Origin of the sequence: Corynebacterium sp. KPL2895, from assembly GCF_040225815.1 — a bacterium.
GTDB lineage: Bacteria > Actinomycetota > Actinomycetes > Mycobacteriales > Mycobacteriaceae > Corynebacterium > Corynebacterium rhinophilum.
On the sequence record NZ_JBEHFY010000009.1, the window covers coordinates 18165 to 42256 of the forward strand.

Below are 24092 nucleotides of genomic sequence, written 5' to 3' on the forward strand. Positions count from 1 at the left end.
CAGGAACCCGTGCGCCTTAGTGTGGCTGCGCGTTCAGGGATTTCCACCACGCGCGCACCAGGTAGCCCTTCTCGGCCGCCCACGCCCAGGCCAGGCTCATGGTCGAGAGCGCGGTGGCAATAAGCAAATAGACCTGTTCCATAGTGACGGTACCGAGAGCAATATCGCGCACGCCAAAGCCAAAAAGAAACGCAAACATCGTGGCGGATACCGGGAAAAGCCCGGTCACAGACGCTGGGCGCCACGCGCTCCACAGCAGGCCACACGCCATGCCAAAGCGCACGGCCGCACCTTCCATCAGCAAATTGGCACGGTCTGGATCTGCCGTGGGGTCCAGCACCGAAGTCTCGGTGCCCAGCGGCACTAGGCCGGAGGCGCGTACCACCTGCACGATGGCCCACACCGCAAAGACAAGCCCCATGACCACCAAGGCAATGCGTGCCACCGTGAGGTTTGCCTGCCTGGCGCTCGAGGCCCGCTTCCACTCCGGTTCCACCCCTGCGAGGATTACCTCTGATAGGTCGGTCGGCGGCGCCATGCCGGAATCCGCCGGTTCCACGAAGCTTAAGGAACGCGATAGCGCCGCTGCCTTATCGCGAAAGGCCCGGCACTCCGCGCAGTGTTCTAGGTGGGCGTCGATGACGTCAGCGGAAAGCTCCGCGTCTTCCCCATCCAGCTGGGCAGAAATCGCCGCTTGCACTTGGCTATGCGTCAACATTGCTTAACGCCCTATCCAAGCTCGCCCGGCCAGAACCAAAAATAACGATCATTATGAGGGACATGCACAGCACCAGGGGGTACTCGATGCCACCGTCGCCAGCAAAGAGGCCATTGCCCCAGTGCACGAAGTACAGCGCGCCCACCATGTCCACGGCCAGCGCCGCAGCGGCAAAAGTGGTCAACAGACCAATGACGAGGAAGGCGCCGCCTACCATTTCCCCGATTGCGGCGGCATAACCGGCAATCTGTGGCTGCGGGATGCCGAGGGCAGAGAACTGCCCCACAGTCTCATCCATTCCGTCCATGAACATCTTGTCCACGCCGTGCGCGATAAAAATGAGTCCGAGGACCAACCGAAAAAGCAACAACGCGGCATCGCGAACGGCAGGTCTATTCATGGTCAATAGACTACATCGAATGCCCACCCCAACGCGAAGACGCCACTGCCCCACCCGCTGAGCTCGCAATTTCACCAACTAGCTAGGTACACACTGCGCCCCACCCGCCATCGCTGCTTCAATGGAAAAGACAAGGAAAATAGGCACTACACAGCAACAGGAGAACCTCCCATGGATACTGAAACCACTACCGAAGAACGAACCCCGCTAGCGTACGACGAAAACGGTATAGCCCGCACGCCGTGGGCCGTGACATCGTCGCTGTTGACGGATTATTACGACACCGAATGGGGCCTTCCCATTAGGGATGAGGCCGGACTGTTTGAGCGCCTGAGCTTGGAGTCCTTCCAGTCTGGGTTGTCCTGGGCCGTGGTATTAAAAAAGCGCCCCGCCTTCCGCGAGGCCTTTTGCCACTTTGATCCAGAAAAGGTCGCGGAATTCGGCGAGGCCGAGGTGGAGCACTTGCTTGCCGATGCCACCATTATTCGCAACGAGCCCAAGATCCGCGCCACCATTAATAATGCAAAGGCCACCATTAAACTGCGCGAAGACGGTGGCTTAACGGATTTCATTTGGAGCTTTCAGCCCACAGAAAATATCTATCCCGAAGTCATGGAGGATATCCCGAAGAAGAGCCCGGAGTCGCAGGCCATGTCGCGGGAATTGAAGAAGGCCGGTTTTAAGTTCGTGGGGCCAGTGACCTGCTTTGCGCTCATGGAGGCTATCGGGATGGTCGATACCCATCTCTTGGGCTCTCACCGCCGGGCTACCTCCGGCGTATGGCCGGAGGAAACCGAAAAGCTCCACGGAAGCGAGAATGCAGCCGGCTAATTAACCCGCGCGTCGAGCGGCCAGGTCATCGCGGCGACCTACCCCGCGAGGACCGGCGTGCGGGCCATCAAAGTCACCGTCCTCATCATCGCTGTAGCTTAAGGGAAGGTGCTCAAAGTCGGGACTTTCATCGTCGATTTCGACGACGACCGCACCCGGACGGCGCAGGTTGCGGGGGATCTTTAGCGCCTCATCGTCGGTATTGTGAACGCCCAACCGCGCCCGGCGCAGGTGCTTTACCCGGCGGCGCAAAAGTGCTTGTTCTTGGCGGACTTGCGCACGTAGCGCCACCAGATAGGTACCGGTCAGGACGCCCACGATTGCTGCGAGCCACCAGGTCCATCCGCCGGCTACAATCCCCAAGGCCACGGTGAGGACCACGGCGATGGCTAGGCCAATGAGCGTGCGCTGTCGGCGTTGATAGCGAGTGGCGGACTTTTCCTTATCCGCCACTGGGTCCCAGCCGCCGCGGCCAAGGCGGCGCTGAGCAAATGCCACCTCGTCCTCAGAAAGATCAGTATTCAGCGCCGCGTCCTCAGCGCCATGTGCACCGTACTCATCTACTTCGGCCGATTCCTCTAGTACACCATCGTGCTCTGTCTCTGCGGTATCCGGTTCTTCTGCATCAATGACTGGGGCGGGATCTACCGCACCCGGATACATCAGGTCTACCGGGGAGGTATAGGTCTCGTCGTAGTCGTACGCGTCCTCAGCAATGTCCGCTGCCACCGGCGCAGTGAAAGACTCGGTGGAATTGGCAACCACACCGCCGCGGCGGCGCTTGCGCTTTGCACCACCTTCTTCCCCGTCGGCGCGCTCATCAGCAAGCAAAACATCATCGGCATCATCTGTATCCGCATCTGGATCGTCAGAAGCGCTTGACGTGCGCGCGCTATCGGCGGCGGTGGTGGTATCAGCAGTGTCAGCAGACGCGACCGGAGTCGCCGATTCCTCAATGACTTCACCCTCGATGGTCTCTGCAGCGTCTTCAACTGGGGCGGAGTGTTCATCGTGCGCGTCCGCCCTGTCCTCGTCGGTGGCAGAGCGGAATGCGCGGCCACCTACGCCAAAGGGTTGTGCCCGGGCACGGCGGGCCGCCCCGGCGATGGTCCGCGACTGTGCGCGGGAAGCGCGGTCCTCTGCTTCATCCTCGATCAGCACGTCATCGACGTCTACCTCGCGGTCCGGGTCCTCGGCAGCAGCGGATACAACCTCGTAGTCTTGGTCTTCATCCGCAGCACTGCGGTGGACATCATCAGCCCGCAAGCGCGGACGGCGGCGGCCGGCGACATTGCCGGAATCGCCGGAAAAGAGCACGCGGGTATCCTCAAAGGCCTCTCCGGTGTGGCTCATCGGGCGATTGCTCCTGCCCAAGAGCCACGGCGCGAGCACGAAGAGCCACACCACGATGATTGCAATAACTGGCACAGCTGTGGACACGACTTAAGGACCTTCCCTTGGAGTGCAAATGATTACTCCACTCTAATCGCCACAACCGCACTTTAGGGGCCACAGAAGCCGCAAATTACAATGTTGTTACTTATGTGAAAATTGAGAAAGCGTTACCCCGAATTACGCATGCTTTTCACACCAAACGTCCAGCTTGGCGCAGCCGCTCAACCGACGTGGATGAATAGTCTTCCTTAACCAGGGCCACGAAATGGTGATCCCGCCAAGCACCATCGATATGCAGGTTGCGGCGCAAATACCCCTCGGAGCGAAATCCATTGGCCCCTAGCACACGCCCGGAAGCGGGATTTTGCTCCAAGTAGGTGGCAGTCACGCGGTGCAGGCCCACTCGTCCAAAGGCATGATCCACTCCCAAGGCGGTAGCCGCGGTGGCAACGCCGGCACCCTGCACGGCGGAATACACCCAATAGCCAATCCAACAGTCCCGGATGCTGCCGTGCTGGATATTGCCAAGAGTTACCTGGCCGGCGAACTTTCCCTCGAGCTCAATGGCCAAGGGGATCACCTGCGCATCGCGCGCGGAGTTGCGCAGGAAAATGAGGTAATTCCACCAGGCCTGCGAGCTGTGGGCTTCTGCCCAGGTGGTCGCTTGGGTGGGCTCGACCGGCCGGAGAAAGGGTTCGTCCTCAATGCGCTGGCGCCGCCACTCGGGACCATCCGAGCGCAGCAAGGGTCTCAGCCGCATTCGCCCGCCAGACGGCAGTGTCCCCGAGGAAGGAAGCTGCACCGTCGGCGTCGCTTCCGGCCAACCGGGATGCAGATCATCAGTGGGCCCGGTGACTGGATGGCGCAGCTTGGCTGAGGCGGTACCGAAAGGGTCAAGCATTAGCTGCGCTGGGTCAGAAATAAGACGTCAACAACATCGCCCGGGCGGATCTCGGTGACTTCCTCCGGCACGCGGATCATGGCATTAGCCTCTGACAGTCCGGCCAGAAGGTGCGCCGGCGCGCCGGTCGCACCGCCAAGGCCCTCGACCAAGTAATCGGCGGTCTCGGCATCGCGCATCAAGCGGGCACGGATGAAACCACGGCGTCCGGGGCGGGAATCAATGTGGTTGAGCGCGCGGGCACGCACCACCCGGCGGTGGGCGTTGCGCTTGCCCAAGGCCAGGCGAATCAAGGGTCGAATATAGATTTCGAAAATAACCAGCGACGATACTGGGTTCGAGGGAAGGAGGAAGGTGGGGATGCGTTCATCTCCTACCAGCCCAAAACCTTGCACGGATCCTGGGTGCATAGCCACGCGGGAGGTATCGATATCGCCGATTTCCGCCAAAATCTCGCGGATTTGCTCGGCACCGGCGCCACCAACGGCACCGGTAATAACGAGGGCCTCGCTGCGCGTGATGTGGGTTTCTAGCACTTCCCGGATACGGCGCGGTTCTCCTTCGGCAATGCCCACGCGGACCACGTCCGCCCCCGCTTCTTTTGCAGCGGCAGCCAAGGAATACGAGTTCACATCAAAGACTTGGCCTAGGCCCGGTTCCTTGTCCACATCAACGAGCTCGCGGCCAAAGGACACGATGGTCACGCGCGGGCGCGGATAAACCAACACCTTGGAGCGGCCCACGGCGGCCAGCAGGCCAATCTGTGCTGGGCCAAGGACGGTGCCAGAGGATACGGCGACATCGCCGGGCTGAATATCATCGCCCACGCGGCGGACGAAGTCGCCCGAGCGCACCGTCCGGTGCGCCGTGATGCGCTTGCGGCCACGGTCGGTCCACTCGAGGGGAAGGACGGCATCGGCAAGCGTGGGCAAGGGAGCACCCGTATAGACCCGCACGGCTTGCTTGGGCTGCAGGCGCAGCGGCTGCTTCGAACCGGCCGGAACCTCGCCCACGACGGGCAGGGAACGCTCGACCTCTGGCGGGGCGGGCTGCGTGGCGGCGTCATCGGCCTGCTCAGCCGACTCCTCCCCCTCGCTGCCGTCTTGATCCTGATTCTTCGGGCGCCGGACCTTCAGCCCGCGCTCGCCGCCGATATCAACGGCGCGTACCGCATAACCATCGATGGCCGCCTGGGGAAAGCCCGGTAAGGGCTGATTGGCCTGCACCTGCTCGGCGCACATTAACCCCAGCGCATTAGAAATGCTCATCCGCACCGGCTCCGGGGTCGTCGCCGCATCAGTAACCAGCGCCAACTGGTCATCAACTGAACGCATACGGTCTCTGCCCGCCCTTTCTTCTTGCCCTCTTACCTTGCTTCCCTCAACGCACGTGCGCGCGGTGCAAGGTAATTAGTTAAGGCCTTGTTCCGCCTCGAAATCGGACATGATTTGTTTAATAGCTTTATACAGCGCCGGGCCGTATTTTTCATCGCGCAGGCCAAAGTCCACGTTAGCCGGGATATAACCAACGGGGTTGCCTAAATCGTGGCGCTTGCCCTCGTGGACCACCACGTGGACGGGCTCGCCTTCTTCAATGAGCAGCTCGATGGCATCGGTAAGCTGCAATTCCCCGCCCTTGCCCGGTTCGATCCGGCGCAGCGCATCAAAGATCTTGCGGTCCAAAAGGTAGCGCCCCGTAGCAACCAGGTTGGACGGTGCGTCCTCTGGGTCCGGCTTTTCTACCATGCCGACGACCTTTTTCACACCCGGCGCGTCAGTATCTTCTACGTCAAAAACGCCGTAGTTAAACGTCTGCTCTTGTGGTACTGCAAACGCGCACAGCACGCTGCCGCCAAGCTCAGCACGAACGCGCGCCATATCTGCCATGACGGTAGCCGGCAGCACGATGTCATCCGGCAGCATGACGGCAAAAGAGTCCTCGTCCTCTGCCAGGACTTCTTCCGCCAGCCCCACGGCATGGCCCAAGCCCAAGGGCTTTTCTTGCTCTACCGCGATGGGCTCAATGAGCTGGTGGGCGCGGTTGACCTTGGCCACCTGCTCATCCTTGCCGCGGGAATCTAAGGTTTCTACCAGATCCGGAAATTCCGCAAAATGGCGCATTACTTCTTGCTTTTCGGGTGCGGTAATGACCGCAAGGCGGCGCGCGCCCACAGAGGCTGCCTCCTCAGCAATCAATTCGATGCCGGGAGTATCCACAACGGGCAGCAATTCTTTGGGGACGGTTTTCGTGGCGGGCAGAAAGCGGGTGCCCATGCCAGCCGCAGGAACTACAACCGTGGTGATTCCGGTGGCGGAATCTTCGAGTTCATTAGCCATGGATCTTAGGGTACAACGGCGCACTATTTTCCTGTGTAGCGCTACGCCACGGACGCTATTATTTATTTATGCCTTCTTCCAGCGATATCAAAGCTCAACTGCGCACCCGCCTGCTTCGCGCGCGCCGCGGCCTCACCGCCGATAAGCGCGCGGAATGGACCACTGCCTTGCGCGAGCAGTTAGAACCCGAGCTTGCCGGTGTATCGAGCGTCGCTGCCTATTGGCCACTGGGCTCAGAGCCGGGCGGGGCGGATTTCATCCCGTGGCTTTCCCGCCGCGTCGACCGCGTATTATTGCCCATCACCTGCGGTAACGGCGTCTTGAACTGGGCAGAATACAAGGGCCCGCACAGCATGCAGCCCGGCCAATTGGGTATTTCTGAGCCGGCCGGCCCGCGTTTTGATAGCCGCGTGCTGTGCGGTTGCGATCTGATTTTGGCCCCTGCCATGGCCATCGATGCCGCCGGAAACCGCCTGGGCAAAGGCGGCGGGTACTACGACCGCGCGCTTTCCATGGTGCCGCGCAACCACCCCGCGGTACTCGCCATGGTCTACCCCACCGAGTTCCTTGACTCTATCCCAGCCGGGTCGCACGATCGCCGCGTCGAGGCCGTGGTTACCGCCGCAGGAATCCACCGCTTTTCTTCCTAAACCGAGGGAACCGCGCAGGCGGTAGCGCAGTCCAATTATGCATGGCTCATTCTCCGTCCCCGCGAATCTCTCAATTCCTTCGCACCCTGCGCACCCCTGGCCACCGCCGCGGCGTGCTCGTGCGGCGCGTCATCGCGCTGGTCCTGCTCATTGCCGCACTGGTTTCCGCGATTTCCAGGGCGAAGGAACTGCCGCAGGTGCTGGTCTTTAGCCACGATCTGCCCGCCGGTGCGGAGCTTTCCGCCTCCGATGTCTCCCTCGAGCGCCTGCCTTCTTCTTCCATTCCTAGCAGCGCGCTTGCCGATGCCCCCTCCGATCTCGCCGGCCGCATCATCACCGCCGCCGCGGGCAGGGGTGAGGTGGTCACCAGCCAGAGACTCCTAGGCCAAGAGTTGGTGTCTAGCCTCGTCACGGAATCGGGGTCTGCCGGTTCTAAGGAAGGAAGTTCCGGCCGCATGATCCCTGTAAAACTTGCCGATCCTGACATCATTCCCCACCTGCAGCACGGCGATACCGTCGATATCGTCACGGCAAGCGATGCCACCGATTCCCAGCCCGCGACCGCCCGCGTCATCGCCTCCGGCGCCCGGGTGGTCTCCACCACCACTGCGGAGGGCGAGGTTTCTTCTGCCACCGTCTTGCTCGCACTTCCTAATGAGCATGCCAATGACGTAGCCGCTGCCTCATTGAACCAACCGCTGACCGTAGTCATCGTGGGCGATCGCGCTCAGCCTCAAGCCGTTGATGCAGATGCCTCACCATAAATGCCTGCACAAAGGTTGACCACTACATCCGTCAAGTGAGTTGTGGCATTCACGTGTCCGTCAAGTTGTGAGTACTTTTAGCTTGAACTAAACTTCCCGCTTGCTCATGGTTCACACCCATCGTTATCTATTCCCAGAAAGGTTCTCCGTCTCCCATGCTCAAGGGCTTTAAAGACTTCATTATGCGCGGCAACGTGGTCGAGCTTGCCACCGCAGTCATCATCGGTTCCGCATTCACGGCGATTGTTACCTCCGTAACGGATTCCATTATTCAGCCGATCATTAACTCCTTTGGCTCCGCCGAAGTCGATGGTTTGGGCTTCCAAATCACCGATAATAAGTCCACCCTCGTAGACTTTGGCGCCGTCATTACCGCAGCGATTAACTTCCTGATCATCGCCGCAGTGGTCTACTTCCTCATCGTGATGCCGCTAAACAAGCTCACTGAAGCATCCAAGCGCCGCCAGGGTGTCGACCCAGAGGCACCGGCACCAACCTCGGAAGAACTCTTGGCAGAAATCCGCGATCTCTTGCAGGCCCAGAACGCGGGAGCTGTCTCCGCCGCAGATAAGGCACTTGGGGATGCCACTGCGGTCGAGGACACCGATGGCTCCACTGCTTCTGAGGGCAAGCACAGCCGCCACGACGACTAATTCTTGCTAAGAAGCAGTTAAGCCCGTGTCCACCTTCGCAATGAAGGAGGCCACGGGCTTTTGTAATGACTGCTTGAGCATTTTTGGCTCGCGACAAGGATAAGCAGACTATTAGCCGTGGTGCGGCGGCTGGTTTTCGCGGTAAAATTCTTCGCCGCGCTCGGCTGGCTGAGCGCCATCGCCTTCCGCTGCGGCATCCTCGAGAGTGACGATGCGCTGGGCATCGGTGCCTTCCCCACTAGCTAAGTCCTGCCCTACCGGGCGATCCGCGCTGCGGTCATATTCCGGCGCATCTGATCGCCGGAATACGCGCCTGCGCTGGCGGCGTGGTTGAGAGGTCATGGCAGTATCTCCACCCCTTTCCTTCGCGTTATTGCACGCTGGATTCTTGCAATTGATCCACAAGGTGGTGGACCAGCGGGGTCAACGTGGCCATGCCATCACGCACGGCAGCGCGCGACGGCGCAAGGTTGACCACGACGGTGGAACCAGAAACGCCCGAAATGCCGCGGGATGCGCACGCATCGACCGCGCCGCAAGCCTGACCGGAAGAGCGCAAGGCTTGGGCCACGCCTGGCACCATCTTGTCGATGACCCCAGTGGTAGCCTCTGGGGTCTTATCGCGCGGGCTCACTCCGGTGCCGCCGACGGTGAGAACGAGGTCTACACCGCCGACGACGCCAGTTTCAATGGCCTGCCGGATCTTGGATTTCTTCGAGCGCACGACCACCGAACCATCGATGCGGAAATCCGCCTCTGCCAAAAGCTCAGTAACCAGTTTGGAGGTACTATCTGAATTTTCGCCGGGGTGATCCGTGACGATCACAACGAGCGCGCGACGCGGCGCCGCCACCCGGTCTTCTTTCTCGCTGGCCAAAAGGTAGGCATCATCCGGCTCCGCCACATCCCGCAAAGCGTCTGTGGAAGCCGAATCCTCCAATCGGGTGGAGTCGGTCAAGTCTTGCTGGGAGTCTGCCATTTTTCTCCTTCAAAGAAACGTCGGGGGCGCAATGCGGACACGGCGCGGGCTGCATTTTAATCTACTCGCCTGTCAGGGTTACCTCTACCTGACGAGTGTCATCCGAATGTCCATCGGATACTTCCAAGGTGACGGTCGCACCGAAGTCCTGGGAACGCGCGGCAGCGATAAGCGCATCGGCGTTTTCAATCAGCCGGTCATTGACGCGGGTGACGATATCGCCCTGCTTCAAACCTGCTTGATCCGCTGGTCCCCCTGGCTCGACCTCTGCAATGCGCGCGCCATTTCCGTCATCGCGCGCCAGGACCTTAACCCCCAAGGTGGGGTGGGTTACGTGGCCTTTATTGATGAGCTCATCAGCCATGCGCTTGGCAAAGTTGGAAGGAATGGCAAACCCGAGGCCGATAGATCCGCCCTCACCCGAGGTTTTATCGGACAACGACGCAATCATCGAGTTCATACCAACGATATTGCCCTCCATGTCCACCAAGGGACCACCGGAATTGCCGGGGTTGACGGCGGCGTCGGTCTGGATGGCATCGATAAGCGAGGACTCGCCACCCTGCTGAGACGCGCGCACCGGGCGGTTCTTCGCGGATACGATGCCGGAGGTCACCGTGGCATTAAGCCCGAGGGGCGAGCCGACGGCGACTACCTCTTGGCCTACCGCTACCGCATCAGAGTCACCGAATTGGAGGTGTGGCAAGTCGTGCACGTCCTTAATCTTGATAATAGCAACATCCGTATTGGCATCGGAAGCCACGAGATCGGCTTCGTGCTTGCTGCCATCGTTCAAGGTCACCTGCATAATGCCGCCCTGCTCTGCACCGGCGATGACGTGGTGGTTGGTCAACACATAACCATCAGGAGAAATGATGGAACCGGAACCTTCAGCAGCCGAGGTCCGAGTAGCGGTCTGAATGGATACCACGGCCGGCAAAACCTTGGCAGAAACCGCTTCCACCGAGCCTTCCTCCGGCTCCTTGCCCATGCTGTTGGCGGCCGGTTTACTATTGAGCGCCTCATTGACCACGGACGTGCCGCTGCTGGATTGATTCTTTCCCATGACCACGCCGGTAATGGAGCCTGCAGCGATTGCCGCTACCGCAGCGATTGCCATCGCGGCACCCAGCCCGATCTTCTTTTCCTGCTTTGGCTGCGGCGGCAATGGCGTTACCCCAGGCACGGGCAGCTGGCCGGGTTGATTATTCGCAGGCCCCTGCTGGGAATACTCGCCTTGCTGGGTAGCGAAGCTAGAAGTTTCATGCTGCCCGTGGGTAGCACCCGGCTGAGCGCCGCCAAAGAGGCGATTGCTGGGCGGGGTGTGCTGCGCGTGCTGCGGCGCCTCGTTACCGTGTGGGGAGGCTTGTGCCTCCTGCTCGTTGATGCGCGGCTGGTTCCAGCCTTGGGAATAGGTTCCGTTGGAATACGCGGATCCAGTATCCTGTTGCCCTCCGCGCGGCTGGTTATACGGCGCCTGCCCATTGTTCGCGCCGTTGGGTTCCTGCGGGACACCGTGCGACTGACCATTATTGCCGCGGTTGTCATCATTCCTCATGTTCATAGGAACACTATGCCTCGCTTCACTTGGTCACAACTTAAACTACTCTGCCAACCTACTAGAAGTTCCTGTGAAGTTACTGTAGGCAATAAGCTGGTCAAACTCACCACACCTGTCGCCTCCCCTGCGTTCGCACTCGACTCCACCATCACCCCGTTAGACATCCTCCCACCCCGCGGCGCACCGCTGTGAACAGAATCACCGAAGAATAAAATCGATCCATAGTTATGTTAGCTTACTTTTATATTTAACTTAAGGTTAGCCTTACTTTACCCTTAAGTTCAATCTTTTTTATCTTTCCAACCCAAGGAGTATGCAGTGCTGACATGGCTCAAATCTCCCCGCCCACGCCCTCAATTACCTAAAGAGGACGTTGATAAGAAATTCCCCCGCCTTCGTTTCCAAGTCTTCATGGGAATCTTCCTGGGTTACGCGGGCTTTTACCTCATCCGCAACAACATCTCCACGATCGCGCCGCTGCTGCTGGAAGATAACGGGAGCATCGACAAGCCTGCAATCGGCATCATTAGTAACGCCGTGTTGATTTCTTATGGCTTATCCAAATTCTTTTCCGCCATGCTCGCGGACCAGTCCAATGCGCGCTACTTCCTGCCCATCGGACTGAGTCTATCCGCACTGATGAACCTGATAGTCGGCTTCGTCCCGTGGGTCTCAGCATCCGTCGGCGTCTTTGCCACCGTCATGTTCCTCAATGGTTGGTTCCAAGGCATGGGGCACCCACCATGCGGCCGCGTCATCGTGCAATGGTTCTCCACATCCGAGCGCGGTTGGAAAGGATCGCTGTGGAATACCTCGCACAATGTGGGCGCAGGCGTACTACCGCTGCTGGTAGGCGTCGGCTTGGCAATGACCGGCAATCAATGGCAGGTAGCCTTTTGGCTCCCCGCCGTCGCGGCGCTGATCATCGCAGCCTTAGCCTTCCTGCTCATCCGCGATAATCCGCCTTCAGAAGGACTGCCGACGGTCGATGAATGGCGCGATGATCCTGCCAAGGTTGCAGACATCAAGCGGCAAGAAGGCGATGGAATTTCTACCAAGGACCTGATTTTCAAATACGTCCTGCGCAACCACATCATTGTGCTCCTGGCCATTGCCAATGTATTTGTTTACGCACTGCGCTACGGCGTGCTCAACTGGATTACGACGTACCTCGCCGAAGTCCACCACATGAACATCAATTCCGGTTTGATCGCCTTCGGCGCCTTCGAGCTCGCAGGCCTCCTGGGCACCATTCTCTGCGGTTGGATGTCCGATAAGCTCTTCCACGGCAACCGCTCTAAGGTCATCTTGATCTTTATCTTGGCTACGGGCTTGTCCATCGCCGGCTACTGGCTGGCACCAGTGGGCACCCCGTTCGCGGTTATGGTTACCTTCATCGCACTCATCGGTGCCTTCATCTACGGTCCGGTTGGCCTCATCGGTTTGCAGGCCCTCGACCTCTCCCCGCGCAATGTGGCAAGTACCGCTTCCGGTTTTACGGGGCTTTTCGGCTACCTGCTCGGTGCCACGCTCGCCTCGACCGGTGTGGGCTACCTGGTCAAGTACGCCGGTTGGAATGTCACCTTCATGGTCTTCCTGCTCTTTACCATCCTCGTTTTGGCCATCTTCCTCTTTATTAATAAGGAAGAAGTCCGCCTCACCGAGGAGCGCAAGGCCGCCCTCGAGGCATAGGCCTTCGGCTTAGGAGAACGCACTGTGGCTGCGCGTTCCCCGCACCACCTGCCGCCCACCCCGGGCCTGCAGGTGCTTTTTGATGCCCCCTAGAATCTAAGCGGGTCTAAAACATCGCAACCCCCTCGCAGTCACTAATAAGCAACCGGGAGGGGGCGAGGATGAAAGCAGGCTTAGAACTGCTCTACGTCAACCAGGCCGAGCTTAGCGGCCTTGACCAGACGGCGCGGGATGCGCACGGTCTGACCGTCAATGGTGACTTCCTGGAGGGCGACGTTGTCAGCCTTCCACTGGGAACGACGTGCGTGGGTATTCGCACGGGACTTCTTAAACTTAGGAGTTGCCATTTTCTCTTCTTCTCCTTACGCGTTCTTCTTCTTGCGGCGAGCCATGGCACCGAAGCGCTGGTTGAAGCGCTCGACACGGCCAGCGGTATCCATAACGCGCTGTGCACCAGTCCAGAACGGGTGGGACTCAGCAGTAACGTCAACGACGATGAGCGGGTACTCGTTGCCGTCTTCCCACTCAACGGTGCGAGAAGAGGTAGCGGTGGACTTGGTCAAAAAGGAGTGACCGGTACCAGCATCACGGAAGACCACTGGGTGGTAATCTGGGTGGATGTCTTTCTTCATATATATTCCCTCAGGGTTGGACTACGGGTCGGTTCCGCACACTGAATAATGACGGTACGGATCGTGCCCGAGTTGGGATGTACAGTTACAGCTCGCCCGGCGCCACAAAGCGCGCCGACCGATAACCTGAATTATCCTACATTCCACGGCCATATATACGAAATTGCTCGCCTGTGGCAACCACAGTCGCCACAGGCACACATATGCGCCCCATTCGTTATAGTAAGGCCTCGAACCTCCCCAATGCTTTGGGCGCTGTCGCTTGATCATCGGCAGAAAGCCGACACCTTTATACGTAGGGGCATCGCAGCAGCGATTAGGTATATCGCGAGTAAGGCTGTAAGATTTGCTCTTGCTGTTGTCAAAATATACGTATTACGCCCCGTCTACTGGTTTTTGACGACGATGCCGCACCTGCTCACACCTCACTTTTTGAGCACTGCCACCCTCACACGGCAGTCGGCACGTAGTCGTTTATAGCCACGATGTGGGCGGCTAGGAGAAAGAAGACCCATGTCGGCTATTTGCCAGGTAACGGGCCGCAAGCCGGAATTCGGCAAGCAGGTCTCGCACTCGCACCGCCGCACTTCGCGCCGTTGGAACCCCAACGTGCAGCGTCGTCGCTACTACCTGCCCTCTGAGGGCCGTACCATTACTCTGAATGTTTCCACCAAGGGTATGAAGATCATTGACCGCGACGGCATCGAGTCCGTTGTTGCCAAGATCCGCGCACGTGGGGAGAAGATTTAAGTATGGCACGTAACGATATTCGCCCAATCATCAAGCTGAAGTCCACTGCGGGCACCGGTTACACCTACGTGACCCGTAAGAACAAGCGCAATAACCCGGATCGCATCTCCCTGAAGAAGTTCGATCCGATCGCCCGCAAGCACGTCGAATTCCGCGAGGAGCGATAATTCATGGCTAAGAAGTCCAAGATCGCTAAGAACGAGCAGCGCAAGGAAATCGTCGCCCGCTACGCGGAGCGTCGCGCTGAGCTCAAGAAGATCATCAAGAACCCGAACACCCCGGATGAGGAGCGTTTGGAGGCTCAGTTCGAGCTGAACCGCCAGCCTCGTGACGCTTCCCCAGCCCGCGTTCGTAACCGCGACGCAGCCGATGGCCGCCCACGCGGTTACCTCCGCAAGTTCGGCCTGTCCCGTGTCCGTATGCGCGGCATGGCTCACCGTGGTGAGCTGCCGGGCGTTCGCAAGTCCAGCTGGTAAAGGGGTAATTGCACAATGGCTAATAAGCGCAATAACCAAAAGAAGTTCCGTATGGAGCAGAGCCGTCGCCCGAAGAAGAACCCTTTGAAGGCTGAGGGCATTGAGAAGGTGGACTACAAGGACACCAAGACTCTGCGTCTATTCATCTCGGATCGCCACAAGATCCGTTCCCGTCGCGTCACCGGCTTGACCCCGCAGCAGCAGCGTCAGGTTGCTACCGCAGTCAAGAACGCACGCGAAATGGCTCTCCTGCCGTTCACCACCCGCTAAACAGTAGCTGGGTATCAACAGCGCACTTTTGCCGCTGGCAAGTGTGACACGGTAAAAGATCCATAAACTTTCGCCGCCCCGCCTTTCGAGGTGAGGCGGCGAAAGTCGTTTTAGTAGCCTAAATTCGCGCTACACCGCACACACGCCATACCTCCGCGAGAGCACCAGCAGCAAAGCTCCGCGACGGACTCCCACAGCACCCTTACTCGGCGGCACCCGCCGCACGCTCCCCCGAGCGCTACTGCGATATCGCATAAGTGTTACATTTATAGCAATCCTGCGCCGCACAATTTTTAGATGCGCACCGCTTTGCAATGAGTGAAAGGCAGTGACTGTATGGGCCTGCATCAATCCCTTCTCGATCTTTCGGAGCTTGCTCCCCATTGCCAATCCCGGGCAACCGCTCGCGGCTTATTGGCGGAAGCACAAGATGTCTTGCGCAATGCGGTAGCGCACCAGGACGATGAGATTGAATTAGCCAACTGGTTTTCGCGACTACTGACAGATATCGTGCGCGCGCCAGGCGTGGATGCGGATATCCGGTTAACCGGTGCGGCGGCGCGCGGGGATCAGCTACCCAGCATGCCCATCGAGTGGATGGGAGAAGACAGCGACTTGGAGTCCGTCTTTCGCGATGTCGGGCTAGAGGTACATCAAGCGGCCGATTCCATGGCAGCGCGCGTCGATGCCGGCCTGCCTTTAGGCCGCGGCGGCGAGCAAGCTTTGCTGGAGGAGGCGTTGTCCCAGCGTCCGCCGTTGCTTCAGCGCGTCGGCGGTTTGCCCGATCGCAGCGCGGCCGTGGACATTAAGTCCATGTTGTTGTCCCCCATCGCCGCCATTGCACGGTGGGCGGCACCGGGCCCGCGCCCCACGGTCGATCGCCTTGCCATTGGCCAAGAGCGCGGGATGCTCACCGCGGAGGACGCAGAGACCTTGGATCTTGCGTGGCGCACAGGGTATTCGGTAGAAATGCGGCGCTGGTTCGACAACGTGCACGGCCGCGAATCCACGCTGCAGGATCTCCCGCCGCTGGAGCGCACGGCTTATGGCACGGCCTGCCGCATGGTATCTGCGACCTTCGAGTCCATCTCCCAACGCACCGCGGATGGCGCACATTAGAATCGCCACAAAGTTTTTGTGGCTACGCATGCGGTCCGCGCCGGCGGGCTGCAGGGCTGTAGAGTTGTTGAGTAAAAGCATTTTCTGCTGAGAGAAAGGAGGCGTCCGCCGCATGTCAGGAAACGTAGGTAGGCCGCGTAAACATAGCCCCCGCCGCAGAGGCAATAGCGCCCGGGAAGAGATTTTGGACGCCTCCTCAGAGTTATTTACCACCCAGGGCTTTGCCACGACGTCGACCCACCAGATCGCGGACGCGGTGGGCATCCGGCAGGCATCGCTGTACTACCACTTTCCCTCCAAGACGGAGATTTTCCTCGCGCTGCTAAATTCCACCATTGAGCCCTCGCTGGAGTTAGCCGATGAGCTGGTGGATTCTGATGCCGAGCCCGAGCAGCGCCTGTGGTCGTTGGTCGCCGCGGAATCGCGCCTGTTGCTCACCAGCGGTTGGAACGTCGGCCGGTTGTACCAGTTGCCGGTGGCCAATTCGCCGGAGTTTTCGGAGTATCACAGCTCCCGCGAGCGGCTGCAGAACCACTTCCGCACCACCGCCGCTGCCATTGTGGGCGATGCGGATCCGCGCATCGAGTTGCCCTTCCACATCGCGCTGTCGGTCATCGAGATGCGCCCCAATGATGGCACGCCTCCCTATGCCGCGGCCCAGTCGGTTCCGGAGACTGCCGCCATGCTTGCTGATGCCGCCCTTGCCGTCCTCGGCGCCACCGTTCCTGAGGACGCCGAAGCGATGACACTTGAGCTGCTGAAGAACCGCAATGACTCGATTTCTGCGGCTGCGGCGGCAGCAGCGGACCGCAATAAGAAAAAGTCCCGTTAACCTCGTTATGGCGCGTTAACCTCTCCCCTGAGGTTAACGCTAACCATTTCCTTGTGGCGTCGTTAACCACTTACCAGTGATTAACGTTGCCAGGATTGAGTAAAGTCCGCGGTGGCGGCCAGTCCGCCGCCTTCGCGCACGCTAATCCCGCTGGGGGTTACAACGATGGTCGATGGTGTGGCATCCACGTAGTAATTGCCGCCGTCTTGGCCAATGATTGACCCAGTAAATTCGCCACCAAAGATGGTCGAGCGGTACGTCAGGACGTTTCCCTGATTTTCACAGATAATGGCCCTGCCGTCTGGGCCTTTGCCGGCAAAGACGACGCGTTCATAACGGTGGCAATTGGCATAAGTATTGGCATCGGTCCAGCCGTATTCACCCAAGCCGTCGATGAGTTCATTTCCGCCGCCGTTATTGTTTTTTGGTGGCTGTGCCTGCTCCTGTTCGGTTTCGGTCACCGTCACCACGGGTGGTTCTTTCTCTTGAGTTTCCGGAGACTTTGTCGCCGACGAGGATTCTTCTGCTGCAGTATCCGTCGTGCTTTCGACGGTGGTCATGCCGCCATCGCCGGAAAAGTCGGGTTGATCCTCATCCGTGCCATTGCTGCATGCACTCAAAACGATGCCCGCGGTCGCTACCGCGCCGAGGTGCAGTCCCCAACGCAAACGTGGTGTTAGATGAAAGTGCGGCATGATAAGTCCTTTCTCACAAGCCAGGGATGGAGCTAACAAGCTGGGGTGGGCCAAGCAACGTCGGCCTTGGAGAGATCAAGCGCCATGCCCGAAAGTAATGGTTGGGCGGAGGCGTACTGACCATCCGGGGCCGAGGCGATGAGTGCTACCGCCACCTCGCGGCCGCCGATGGTGGCAAGACCCATCTGCCGCACATCATAGCCGCCGGCGGTATCTGGGCCCCAGCCGCCTTTGAGGGCGGCCCCCTCTAGGTTGCGCAGGCCATAGCTTTGGGCGGGGTCGGGCGTAGACATCGCGGTGAGGATGGGCTCGGCACCGTTGACGCAGCGCAGCTTTGCCATGAACGCAGCCTGGTCGCCCACGCTCCACTGCGTTTGTCCAAAGGCGCTAAATTCCGGGCGGGTGACCTGGCTTTGTACCTGGGTGGTGGCATCGCCGGCATCGGCAAGCACTTGTTGCGCGGCCTGGGCGGCTTGTGCGCTGCCGCCCAGCGCGTCCCAGGCGGATTGAGCCGCCTCATTATTGGAATAGGTAATCGCAGACGTCACCACGTCGGGGCCGATGAGCCCTGCGCGATGGGCCGCGATGAGCACCGGCACCTTGGAGGTGGACCAGGCGGTTTCGGGCGCGGTGCGCCCGGCGGCAACGGTGGTGGTGCCATCCGATACCGCGATGCCTACATTGCCGTAGTTGGCGGCGATGCGGTCGAGCTCGCGCTGCAGGTCACCAGCCACAGCCGCCCCGTCGGCACCGGCTGAGTTCGCGGCATCTGACTGGGCATCGGCTGGCGCACCCTCGGCCTTCTCTGCGGCATCGCGAGGGCTATCCGCCGTATCCGCCGCGCTCTCCGTAGAGCGCGACGTTGTCTGCTTGGCGATGCCCGGCTCTGACTCCGTCTCCTGCTCGCCCTGCCCGCACGCGCTAAGACACAGCGCCCCGGCCAAAAGTAGGCCACCAAACGCCATGCGCCTCGGTGCAGTACGCCTCGGTGCGGTGCGGGTTGGTGCGAGCATGGCCAGGATCCTTAGGGTTCAGGCGCTAACGCTAGTGAGCGAAGTGGCGCGTTCCAGTGAGATACATCGTAACACCAGCGGCCTTAGCTGCCTCGATAACTTCTTCATCGCGGATGGAGCCGCCGGGCTGAACAACGGCTTTCACGCCGGCATCGAGAAGCACCTGCAAACCATCGGCAAAGGGGAAGAAGGCGTCGGAGGCGGCGAAGGAGCCTTGGGTGCGGTTGGTGGCATCGGCAAGCGTATTGGCGCGCTCGACCGCAAGCTTGGCGGAATCCACGCGGTTGACCTGGCCCATGCCCACGCCCACGGTCGCATTGTCTTTGGCCAGCAGAATCGCATTGGACTTGACCGCGCGCACCGTGCGCCAGGCGAATTCGAGCTGAGCCAAGTCCTCGTCGCTCAGGGCCTCGCCCGCTGCTAGGGTCCAGTTTTCGGGCTTATCGCCCTCGGCCTGGTAGGTATCCGGCTCTTGGCGCAGCACGCCGCCGGAGATGTACTTGCGCTCCTCGCCCTGTGCTTCTGGCTCGGCCAAAAGCACGCGCAGGTTTTTCTTGGACTGCAGAATCTCCAGCGCCTTTTCCTCATAGGCGGGTGCGACGATGACCTCGGTAAAAATACCCTTGACCTGCTCGGCCATCTCCTCGCTAACCTCGCGGTTGACGGCGATGACGCCGCCGAATGCGGACATCGGGTCGCAGGCATGCGCCGCTCGGTGGGCCGTAGCGATGGACTCGTCCGATACGGCGATGCCGCACGGGTTGGTGTGCTTGATAATAGCCACGCAGGGGCGCTCATGATCCCAGGCCGCGCGCCAGGCAGCATCGGCGTCCTGGTAGTTGTTGTAGCTCATCTCTTTGCCGTTGAGCTGCTTGGCATTGGCCAAGCCCTTGGTGCCAATCCGGGTGACGGTGGCGGCCTGGTGGGAGTTCTCGCCGTAGCGCAGCGAGGTGGTCTCCTCGCCGTCGCTGAGCTGGTCCACGAACCACGCGGAGACCACCGCATCATAATTAGCGGTGTGAAGGAAGGCATCGCGGGCGAGACCACGGCGCTGGTCAAGGCTAAAGCCCCCCTCTTCAACGGCCTGGGTTACCTCGCCATAGCGCGCCGGATCCACGACCACGGCAACGGACGGGTGATTCTTGGCCGCCGCGCGCACCATGGAAGGTCCACCGATGTCGATCTGCTCCACGCAGCCATCGAAGTCCGCGCCGGAGGCTACGGTTTCCTGGAAGGGGTACAGGTTGACCACGACGAGCTGGAAGGGCTCTACCTCAAGCTCGTTGAGCTGCGCCAGGTGGTCTTCCTTGCGAGTATCGGCCAGGATCCCGGCGTGCACGCGCGGGTGGAGCGTCTTGACGCGGCCTTCCAAGCACTCGGGGAAGCGGGTGAGCTTTTCAACCGGGGTGACCTCGATTCCCAGGTCTGCAATCTTCTTGGCGGTGGAGCCGGTAGAGACAATCTCTACGCCTGCCTTATCAAGTGCGCGGGCCAGATCCTCCAGCCCTGTCTTGTCGTACACGCTAATGAGTGCGCGCTTTACCTGCTTGCGGTCTTCGCTCATGAGGAGGATTAAGCCTTTCGAAAAGTCTTAGTCTGCGAGTTGAATAAAAAGTTCCTCGCCGCGGGGCTGCGCCGCGCGCAGCACATCGACGATGAGTTCGCGCTCTACCTTTTTAATGCGTTCGTGGAGGCTGGCCTCATCATCGTCTGCCCGCACGGCCACCGGCCGCTGCGCAATGATGGAACCGGTATCCACGCCCGCGTCCACGAAATGGACGGTAGAGCCTGTGACCTTCACGCCATACTCCAACGCATCGCGCACCCCGTGCGCGCCCTTAAACGCAGGCAATAACGCCGGGTGGGTATTGATGGTGCGGCCTTCGAAGCGGCGGAGGAAGCCCTCCCCCAAAATCTTCATAAAACCTGCAGAAACAACAATGTCTGGCTGCGCAGCACCTACTGCATCAGCCAGACATGTATTCCATTCGGCACGGTCGGCGCCCATTTCCACGATCTCAGTATCGATATCGCGTTCTCGGGCGCGGTCAATACCTCGACACGGCTTATCCGCTACCACCTTCACCACACGGTAGTGCTCATCTTGGGCATCCAAGATGGCTTGCAAAAGCGAGCCCGTCCCAGAAACAAGCACGACAACTCGTAGGCGGTCAGTAGCATCAGTAGCGCGTGGTGGCATCGGTGAAGTCACGCGCTATAGCCTAGTCCCTCTTCCCGCTTTCAGTAGAATCTGCCGCTTCCGATTGGGGTGCTTCGCCGCCTTCTACCGCACCAGCGCCGTGCTCGTCTGCGTCCTCTTCCACGATCTCACCTTCCAGGATCTCGGGGTCTTCAGCTGCTTCGTGCTCGCTGCTTTCCGATGCCCCCTCTTTCCCACCATCGCCCGCGGCGTCCTCCGCATCAGCGCCGTCGTCGCCGTCTTCGACGACCTCCCCTTCGATGACCTCGTCCTCGGCGGTGTCTGCGGTGTCCGTGGATTCTGCGGCAGCGTCATCGTAGTCGGCTGCGTCGTCCGCGTCATTCGCCGCTGACTCGGAGTCCTCACCGTCACTCGATTCCGATTCGTCCTCGTCCTTGTCCGTGTCGCTCTCGCCCACATCGGCATCAGCATCGTCGCCATCAGCCTCATCGGCCTCGGCCTTGTCTGCATCAGGCTGCTCTGCATCAGCGGTGTTCTCGGAAGCGGTATCTTCTGCAGACTCTGCAGCGTCTTCTGAATCCTCTTCGGCGGACTCCGCCGCCGAAGACTCCACCTCGGCTGCGCGGGCGTCGCGCCAGTTCATGAGCGCAAAGGCCGCCGCGACGGCCAAGCCCACCAGGGCGATCCACAGTGCGGCGAGGCCGGCAGCGGTCCACAGGTGCGGGCCAGCGTGGCCGTAGTAGCCCAGCGTGCCGCTGACGAGGTAGCACGCGAAGAACATGATGACCGCGGTAGCCACTGTGGCTGCGAGCGCCTTCTGGAAGGATGGGCGCTTCTTGTACAACGACATTGTCGCAGCGATGAGGGGAACCACCATAAACACAACCGCCCACCCCGGCGAGGAGGCCGGGATGCCACCAGTAATCGGTAGCGGCGGCAACGGAACTAGGTGTGTACTAAAGAGGCTGACCTGTGCCTCCCCTGCCGAAAACTCCGAGCCCACCAGCACTGCCCCGGTACTGACGATGGCATTGGGGATATACAGCAGGCTCAACAAAATAAGGGTGAAAATGCCCAGCCCAGAGATGGACGGATATTCATCCATCATTTCCCCTTGGCGCGAGAAGTTGACGATGAAAACGAGCACAAAGACTACCGCCGCACCAATGGCGAGGTAGGCAAGGTAGCGCAGTGCGATAAGGGCGGCATCGACAAGCAGCGGCGGGGCGCCATAACGCTTGGCCAAGGCACGCCACAGGCGGGCGCCCATGCCAGCCGCCATCGCGGCCAAGTGCACGACGATAACCCGGGCCAGCGCGGCAGCAAGGTTGGGCGGGGACACATCGAAGACCTTGCCGGCATCCCACAACATCACCCAAGCAATGCAGGTCAACACCACGGGAACGCCCACCACGCAAGCGACAAGTATCGCCAGGTCCTTCACGCTGACTTTGTGTTTCACCGCGGCGCGCACGCGCACCGCCACCACCGTGGCGAGGATGAGGGCGGGCAAGGCTGGGAGGAACGACAGGTCCACCCCGGCCGCGGATACCGGCGCGAGGTTAAAGACCATCCAGGCTTCCGCCACAATGGTGGGCAACCACGCGAGCGGTGAGCCGAAAAGCAAGAGCGCACCGAAAGCGAGCGCCACAATAATAAGGACGACAATAATATTCGGCAGCGCCGCCGACATGAATAATTGGCGAATGCGCCCGGCCTTCGTCAGCGGAGCCGGCGTGCGACGGGCCTTCGCCTTCGACCCGGCTTTGCGGGCGACGCGTTCTGCAGAATTATGTGGCTTCTGCGTCGCGGTGGCGTGGGGTGCACGAGGGGCGCGCTCTGTCTGCACTGTCCGGCCCCGCGCCTGGCTACGCGGGCGGGGCGTTGACCGAGATTGGGGGCTGGTGTTTTTGTTCATCGGCGTCCACTTTGCCACCTTTTCCGCGCGGTAGCGGGGTGGCGCGACGAGGCACCTCCAAAATCACCGTGGACTTCTTCAGTAACTACTGTAGACATATATATAAGGAATGAAGTTTTCCCCCTTATCCCCCACTGGTCACAGTAATTTCATGCGGGGGCGCTTCCACAACCGGCACCTAAGGTGCACTATTACAGACTCGGGGCTACCGCGGGGGCTTGGCTTTAAGAGATCTATATCGCACCATGCGTAAAATTCTCCAGAAGTTGCCTGCATGTAGGCTTATTCCAGATCGGCCCGAGAAAAAATCAACTTTTGGCTTGCTGTTATCTTTTTGAGACGCTACTGTTACATCTCGTTGGTAACAAGAAGGTCACAATCTCGTAACTACCCCAGAGACGATGTAACGCTCTTTTTGAAGATTGTGAAAGATACGAAAGAAGATTTAATGCGAAGCAAAGTTCAGCGTGGCGCCGGCCGCCATCGCAAGATTGTCACCTCGCAGACCACCAAGGGTCGTATCGCTGTCATGACCGTTGCAGCCGGTGCCGTATCCACCGCCGGCGTAGGCGGCGCAGCTGCCGCTAACGTTGAGTCCGACAACACTGCAACTACCACCACCAAGACGCAGTCTGTTGACTACAAGCTTGCCGCTGATACTTCCGAGGTTAACAACGCCCCAGCAGGCTCCTCCGATGCTGCACCGCAGATCCTCAACGTTGCTGAGGCAAAGCCGGTCACCAACTTGGTGGACCAGCTGAGCAAGTCCATCCAGGCTTCCGCTGACCGCGCCGCCGAGGACCTTGCCGCTCGCGCCCCCTCCATTGCCCGCCCCGCTGAAGGCGCCTTCACCTCCGGCTTCGGGCCGCGCTGGGGTTCGTTCCACGCCGGCGTTGACATCGCCAACGCCATTGGAACCCCCATCTTCTCCATCATGGACGGCACCGTTATCGATTCCGGCCCTGCCTCCGGCTACGGCCAGTGGATCCGCATCCTCCACGATGACGGCACCATGACCGTCTATGGCCACATGCAGACCCTCGACGTTGCCGTGGGCGAGCACGTGCGTGCCGGCCAGAAGATCGCCGGCATGGGCTCCATGGGCTTCTCCACCGGTTCTCACCTCCACTTCGAGGTTCACCCGAACTCCGGTGACGCCGTTGACCCACAGGCATGGCTGGCCGAGCGAGGCATCCAGCTCTAAGAGCCTTCTTCCCTTCTTGTTAAAGCGCCGCAGATATCCTCTGCGGCGCTTTTGCTATACCTACTGTCTCATCCACCTCCGCTGGCTCGCAGCAGCAAAATTCAATCCCGATTCGCCGACGCGTCGCACACTCCGCCGAGAG

General features: G+C 60.1%; 28 protein-coding genes. 12 read left to right on the top strand and 16 right to left on the bottom strand.

What is annotated here, in order from left to right; all coding sequences use genetic code 11:
* Window positions 1–16 precede the first annotated feature (16 nt).
* Together ABRP95_RS05390 and ABRP95_RS05395 are read right to left on the bottom strand one after the other, a co-directional pair.
* Window positions 17–718 (bottom strand): zf-HC2 domain-containing protein, encoded by a 702-nt coding sequence (locus ABRP95_RS05390; protein ID WP_349839070.1) that lies wholly within the window; start codon window positions 716–718, stop codon window positions 17–19.
* On the bottom strand, window positions 705–1118 hold the full coding sequence (locus ABRP95_RS05395) for a DoxX family protein (RefSeq protein WP_005279936.1): 414 nt from the start codon (window positions 1116–1118) through the stop codon (window positions 705–707). Before ABRP95_RS05395 ends, ABRP95_RS05390 begins: the two co-directional genes overlap by 14 nt.
* Window positions 1119–1289: 171 nt before the next feature.
* Here ABRP95_RS05395 and ABRP95_RS05400 point away from each other — a divergent pair, with 171 nt between their 5' ends.
* Window positions 1290–1949 (top strand): DNA-3-methyladenine glycosylase I, encoded by a 660-nt coding sequence (locus tag ABRP95_RS05400; protein WP_349839071.1) that lies wholly within the window; start codon window positions 1290–1292, stop codon window positions 1947–1949.
* On the opposite strand, the gene sepX is transcribed toward ABRP95_RS05400, so the two are convergent.
* The 4 genes from sepX to ABRP95_RS05420 all read right to left on the bottom strand — a co-directional run bounded on the left by sepX (window position 1950) and on the right by ABRP95_RS05420 (window position 6581).
* The gene (sepX, locus tag ABRP95_RS05405; RefSeq protein WP_502880359.1) at window positions 1950–3389 is read right to left on the bottom strand and encodes a divisome protein SepX/GlpR; all 1440 of its coding nucleotides are present in this window, start codon (window positions 3387–3389) and stop codon (window positions 1950–1952) included.
* A gap of 145 nt (window positions 3390–3534) precedes the next feature.
* The gene (locus ABRP95_RS05410) at window positions 3535–4245 is read right to left on the bottom strand and encodes a GNAT family N-acetyltransferase (RefSeq protein WP_349839073.1); all 711 of its coding nucleotides are present in this window, start codon (window positions 4243–4245) and stop codon (window positions 3535–3537) included.
* Window positions 4245–5579 (bottom strand): molybdotransferase-like divisome protein Glp, encoded by a 1335-nt coding sequence (gene glp / locus ABRP95_RS05415; RefSeq protein ID WP_284783457.1) that lies wholly within the window; start codon window positions 5577–5579, stop codon window positions 4245–4247. Before glp ends, ABRP95_RS05410 begins: the two co-directional genes overlap by 1 nt.
* A 75-nt stretch (window positions 5580–5654) precedes the next feature.
* Window positions 5655–6581, bottom strand: a complete 927-nt coding sequence (locus ABRP95_RS05420) for a UTP--glucose-1-phosphate uridylyltransferase (RefSeq protein ID WP_349839074.1) — start codon at window positions 6579–6581, stop codon at window positions 5655–5657.
* A 68-nt stretch (window positions 6582–6649) separates the two neighbouring features.
* Here ABRP95_RS05420 and ABRP95_RS05425 point away from each other — a divergent pair, with 68 nt between their 5' ends.
* The 3 genes from ABRP95_RS05425 (at window position 6650) to mscL (ending at window position 8648) form a co-directional block, all read left to right on the top strand.
* Window positions 6650–7231 (top strand): 5-formyltetrahydrofolate cyclo-ligase, encoded by a 582-nt coding sequence (locus ABRP95_RS05425; protein ID WP_284783454.1) that lies wholly within the window; start codon window positions 6650–6652, stop codon window positions 7229–7231.
* A 41-nt stretch (window positions 7232–7272) separates the two neighbouring features.
* A complete protein-coding gene (locus ABRP95_RS05430; RefSeq protein WP_296088334.1) occupies window positions 7273–7995 on the top strand; it encodes an SAF domain-containing protein in 723 nt (240 codons plus the stop codon).
* Between the two features lie 155 nt (window positions 7996–8150).
* Entirely contained in the window at window positions 8151–8648 is a 498-nt protein-coding gene (mscL, locus tag ABRP95_RS05435) for a large-conductance mechanosensitive channel protein MscL (protein ID WP_284783451.1), read from the top strand.
* A 111-nt stretch (window positions 8649–8759) separates the two neighbouring features.
* On the opposite strand, the gene ABRP95_RS05440 is transcribed toward mscL, so the two are convergent.
* The 3 genes from ABRP95_RS05440 to ABRP95_RS05450 form a co-directional block, all read right to left on the bottom strand.
* Window positions 8760–8990 (bottom strand): hypothetical protein, encoded by a 231-nt coding sequence (locus tag ABRP95_RS05440; protein ID WP_284851804.1) that lies wholly within the window; start codon window positions 8988–8990, stop codon window positions 8760–8762.
* Window positions 8991–9018: 28 nt separating this feature from the next.
* Window positions 9019–9627, bottom strand: a complete 609-nt coding sequence (locus ABRP95_RS05445) for a MogA/MoaB family molybdenum cofactor biosynthesis protein (RefSeq protein WP_284770613.1) — start codon at window positions 9625–9627, stop codon at window positions 9019–9021.
* 61 nt (window positions 9628–9688) lie between these two features.
* Window positions 9689–11191: a S1C family serine protease gene (locus ABRP95_RS05450; RefSeq protein WP_284770612.1), complete on the bottom strand. Its 1503-nt coding sequence runs from the start codon at window positions 11189–11191 to the stop codon at window positions 9689–9691.
* A gap of 315 nt (window positions 11192–11506) precedes the next feature.
* On the opposite strand from ABRP95_RS05450, the gene ABRP95_RS05455 reads away from it, so the two are divergent.
* Window positions 11507–12880: an MFS transporter gene (locus tag ABRP95_RS05455; RefSeq protein WP_502880360.1), complete on the top strand. Its 1374-nt coding sequence runs from the start codon at window positions 11507–11509 to the stop codon at window positions 12878–12880.
* 173 nt (window positions 12881–13053) lie between these two features.
* On the opposite strand, the gene rpmF is transcribed toward ABRP95_RS05455, so the two are convergent.
* The gene (gene rpmF, locus ABRP95_RS05460; RefSeq protein WP_005279913.1) at window positions 13054–13227 is read right to left on the bottom strand and encodes a 50S ribosomal protein L32; all 174 of its coding nucleotides are present in this window, start codon (window positions 13225–13227) and stop codon (window positions 13054–13056) included.
* A gap of 15 nt (window positions 13228–13242) precedes the next feature.
* The gene (locus ABRP95_RS05465) at window positions 13243–13512 is read right to left on the bottom strand and encodes a type B 50S ribosomal protein L31 (protein ID WP_005279912.1); all 270 of its coding nucleotides are present in this window, start codon (window positions 13510–13512) and stop codon (window positions 13243–13245) included.
* Between the two features lie 513 nt (window positions 13513–14025).
* Between ABRP95_RS05465 and rpmB the strand changes: the two genes are divergently transcribed.
* The 6 genes from rpmB to ABRP95_RS05495 all read left to right on the top strand — a co-directional run bounded on the left by rpmB (window position 14026) and on the right by ABRP95_RS05495 (window position 16959).
* The gene (gene rpmB / locus ABRP95_RS05470) at window positions 14026–14262 is read left to right on the top strand and encodes a 50S ribosomal protein L28 (protein WP_005279911.1); all 237 of its coding nucleotides are present in this window, start codon (window positions 14026–14028) and stop codon (window positions 14260–14262) included.
* Between the two features lie 2 nt (window positions 14263–14264).
* Window positions 14265–14429 carry a 50S ribosomal protein L33 gene (gene rpmG / locus ABRP95_RS05475; RefSeq protein WP_023025964.1) on the top strand — a complete coding sequence of 55 codons (165 nt, stop codon included), beginning with the start codon at window positions 14265–14267 and terminating at the stop codon, window positions 14427–14429.
* A gap of 3 nt (window positions 14430–14432) precedes the next feature.
* Complete coding sequence (gene rpsN, locus ABRP95_RS05480) at window positions 14433–14738, top strand: 30S ribosomal protein S14 (RefSeq protein WP_005279906.1); 306 nt, start codon at window positions 14433–14435, stop codon at window positions 14736–14738.
* 15 nt (window positions 14739–14753) lie between these two features.
* Window positions 14754–15008, top strand: a complete 255-nt coding sequence (gene rpsR / locus ABRP95_RS05485) for a 30S ribosomal protein S18 (protein ID WP_005279904.1) — start codon at window positions 14754–14756, stop codon at window positions 15006–15008.
* A 336-nt stretch (window positions 15009–15344) separates the two neighbouring features.
* Window positions 15345–16127 (top strand): putative nucleotidyltransferase substrate binding domain-containing protein, encoded by a 783-nt coding sequence (locus ABRP95_RS05490; RefSeq protein ID WP_349839075.1) that lies wholly within the window; start codon window positions 15345–15347, stop codon window positions 16125–16127.
* Window positions 16128–16239: 112 nt separating this feature from the next.
* Window positions 16240–16959, top strand: a complete 720-nt coding sequence (locus ABRP95_RS05495; RefSeq protein ID WP_284770610.1) for a TetR/AcrR family transcriptional regulator — start codon at window positions 16240–16242, stop codon at window positions 16957–16959.
* Window positions 16960–17039: 80 nt separating this feature from the next.
* Here the strand turns inward: ABRP95_RS05495 and ABRP95_RS05500 are convergent, their stop codons facing one another.
* The 5 genes from ABRP95_RS05500 to ABRP95_RS05520 are packed head-to-tail and all read right to left on the bottom strand — an operon-like array spanning window position 17040 to window position 22677.
* Complete coding sequence (locus ABRP95_RS05500) at window positions 17040–17654, bottom strand: hypothetical protein (RefSeq protein ID WP_284783445.1); 615 nt, start codon at window positions 17652–17654, stop codon at window positions 17040–17042.
* 32 nt (window positions 17655–17686) lie between these two features.
* Window positions 17687–18667 carry a hypothetical protein gene (locus ABRP95_RS05505; protein WP_284783443.1) on the bottom strand — a complete coding sequence of 327 codons (981 nt, stop codon included), beginning with the start codon at window positions 18665–18667 and terminating at the stop codon, window positions 17687–17689.
* Window positions 18668–18698: 31 nt separating this feature from the next.
* Window positions 18699–20231: a bifunctional phosphoribosylaminoimidazolecarboxamide formyltransferase/IMP cyclohydrolase gene (purH, locus tag ABRP95_RS05510; RefSeq protein ID WP_284783442.1), complete on the bottom strand. Its 1533-nt coding sequence runs from the start codon at window positions 20229–20231 to the stop codon at window positions 18699–18701.
* Window positions 20232–20258: 27 nt separating this feature from the next.
* The gene (gene purN, locus ABRP95_RS05515; RefSeq protein ID WP_284783469.1) at window positions 20259–20867 is read right to left on the bottom strand and encodes a phosphoribosylglycinamide formyltransferase; all 609 of its coding nucleotides are present in this window, start codon (window positions 20865–20867) and stop codon (window positions 20259–20261) included.
* A 22-nt stretch (window positions 20868–20889) separates the two neighbouring features.
* Window positions 20890–22677, bottom strand: coding sequence for a cell division protein PerM (locus ABRP95_RS05520; RefSeq protein ID WP_349839076.1), 1788 nt, complete (start codon window positions 22675–22677; stop codon window positions 20890–20892).
* A 517-nt stretch (window positions 22678–23194) separates the two neighbouring features.
* On the opposite strand from ABRP95_RS05520, the gene ABRP95_RS05525 reads away from it, so the two are divergent.
* Window positions 23195–23950: a M23 family metallopeptidase gene (locus tag ABRP95_RS05525; protein ID WP_284770605.1), complete on the top strand. Its 756-nt coding sequence runs from the start codon at window positions 23195–23197 to the stop codon at window positions 23948–23950.
* Window positions 23951–24092: the final 142 nt, after the last annotated feature.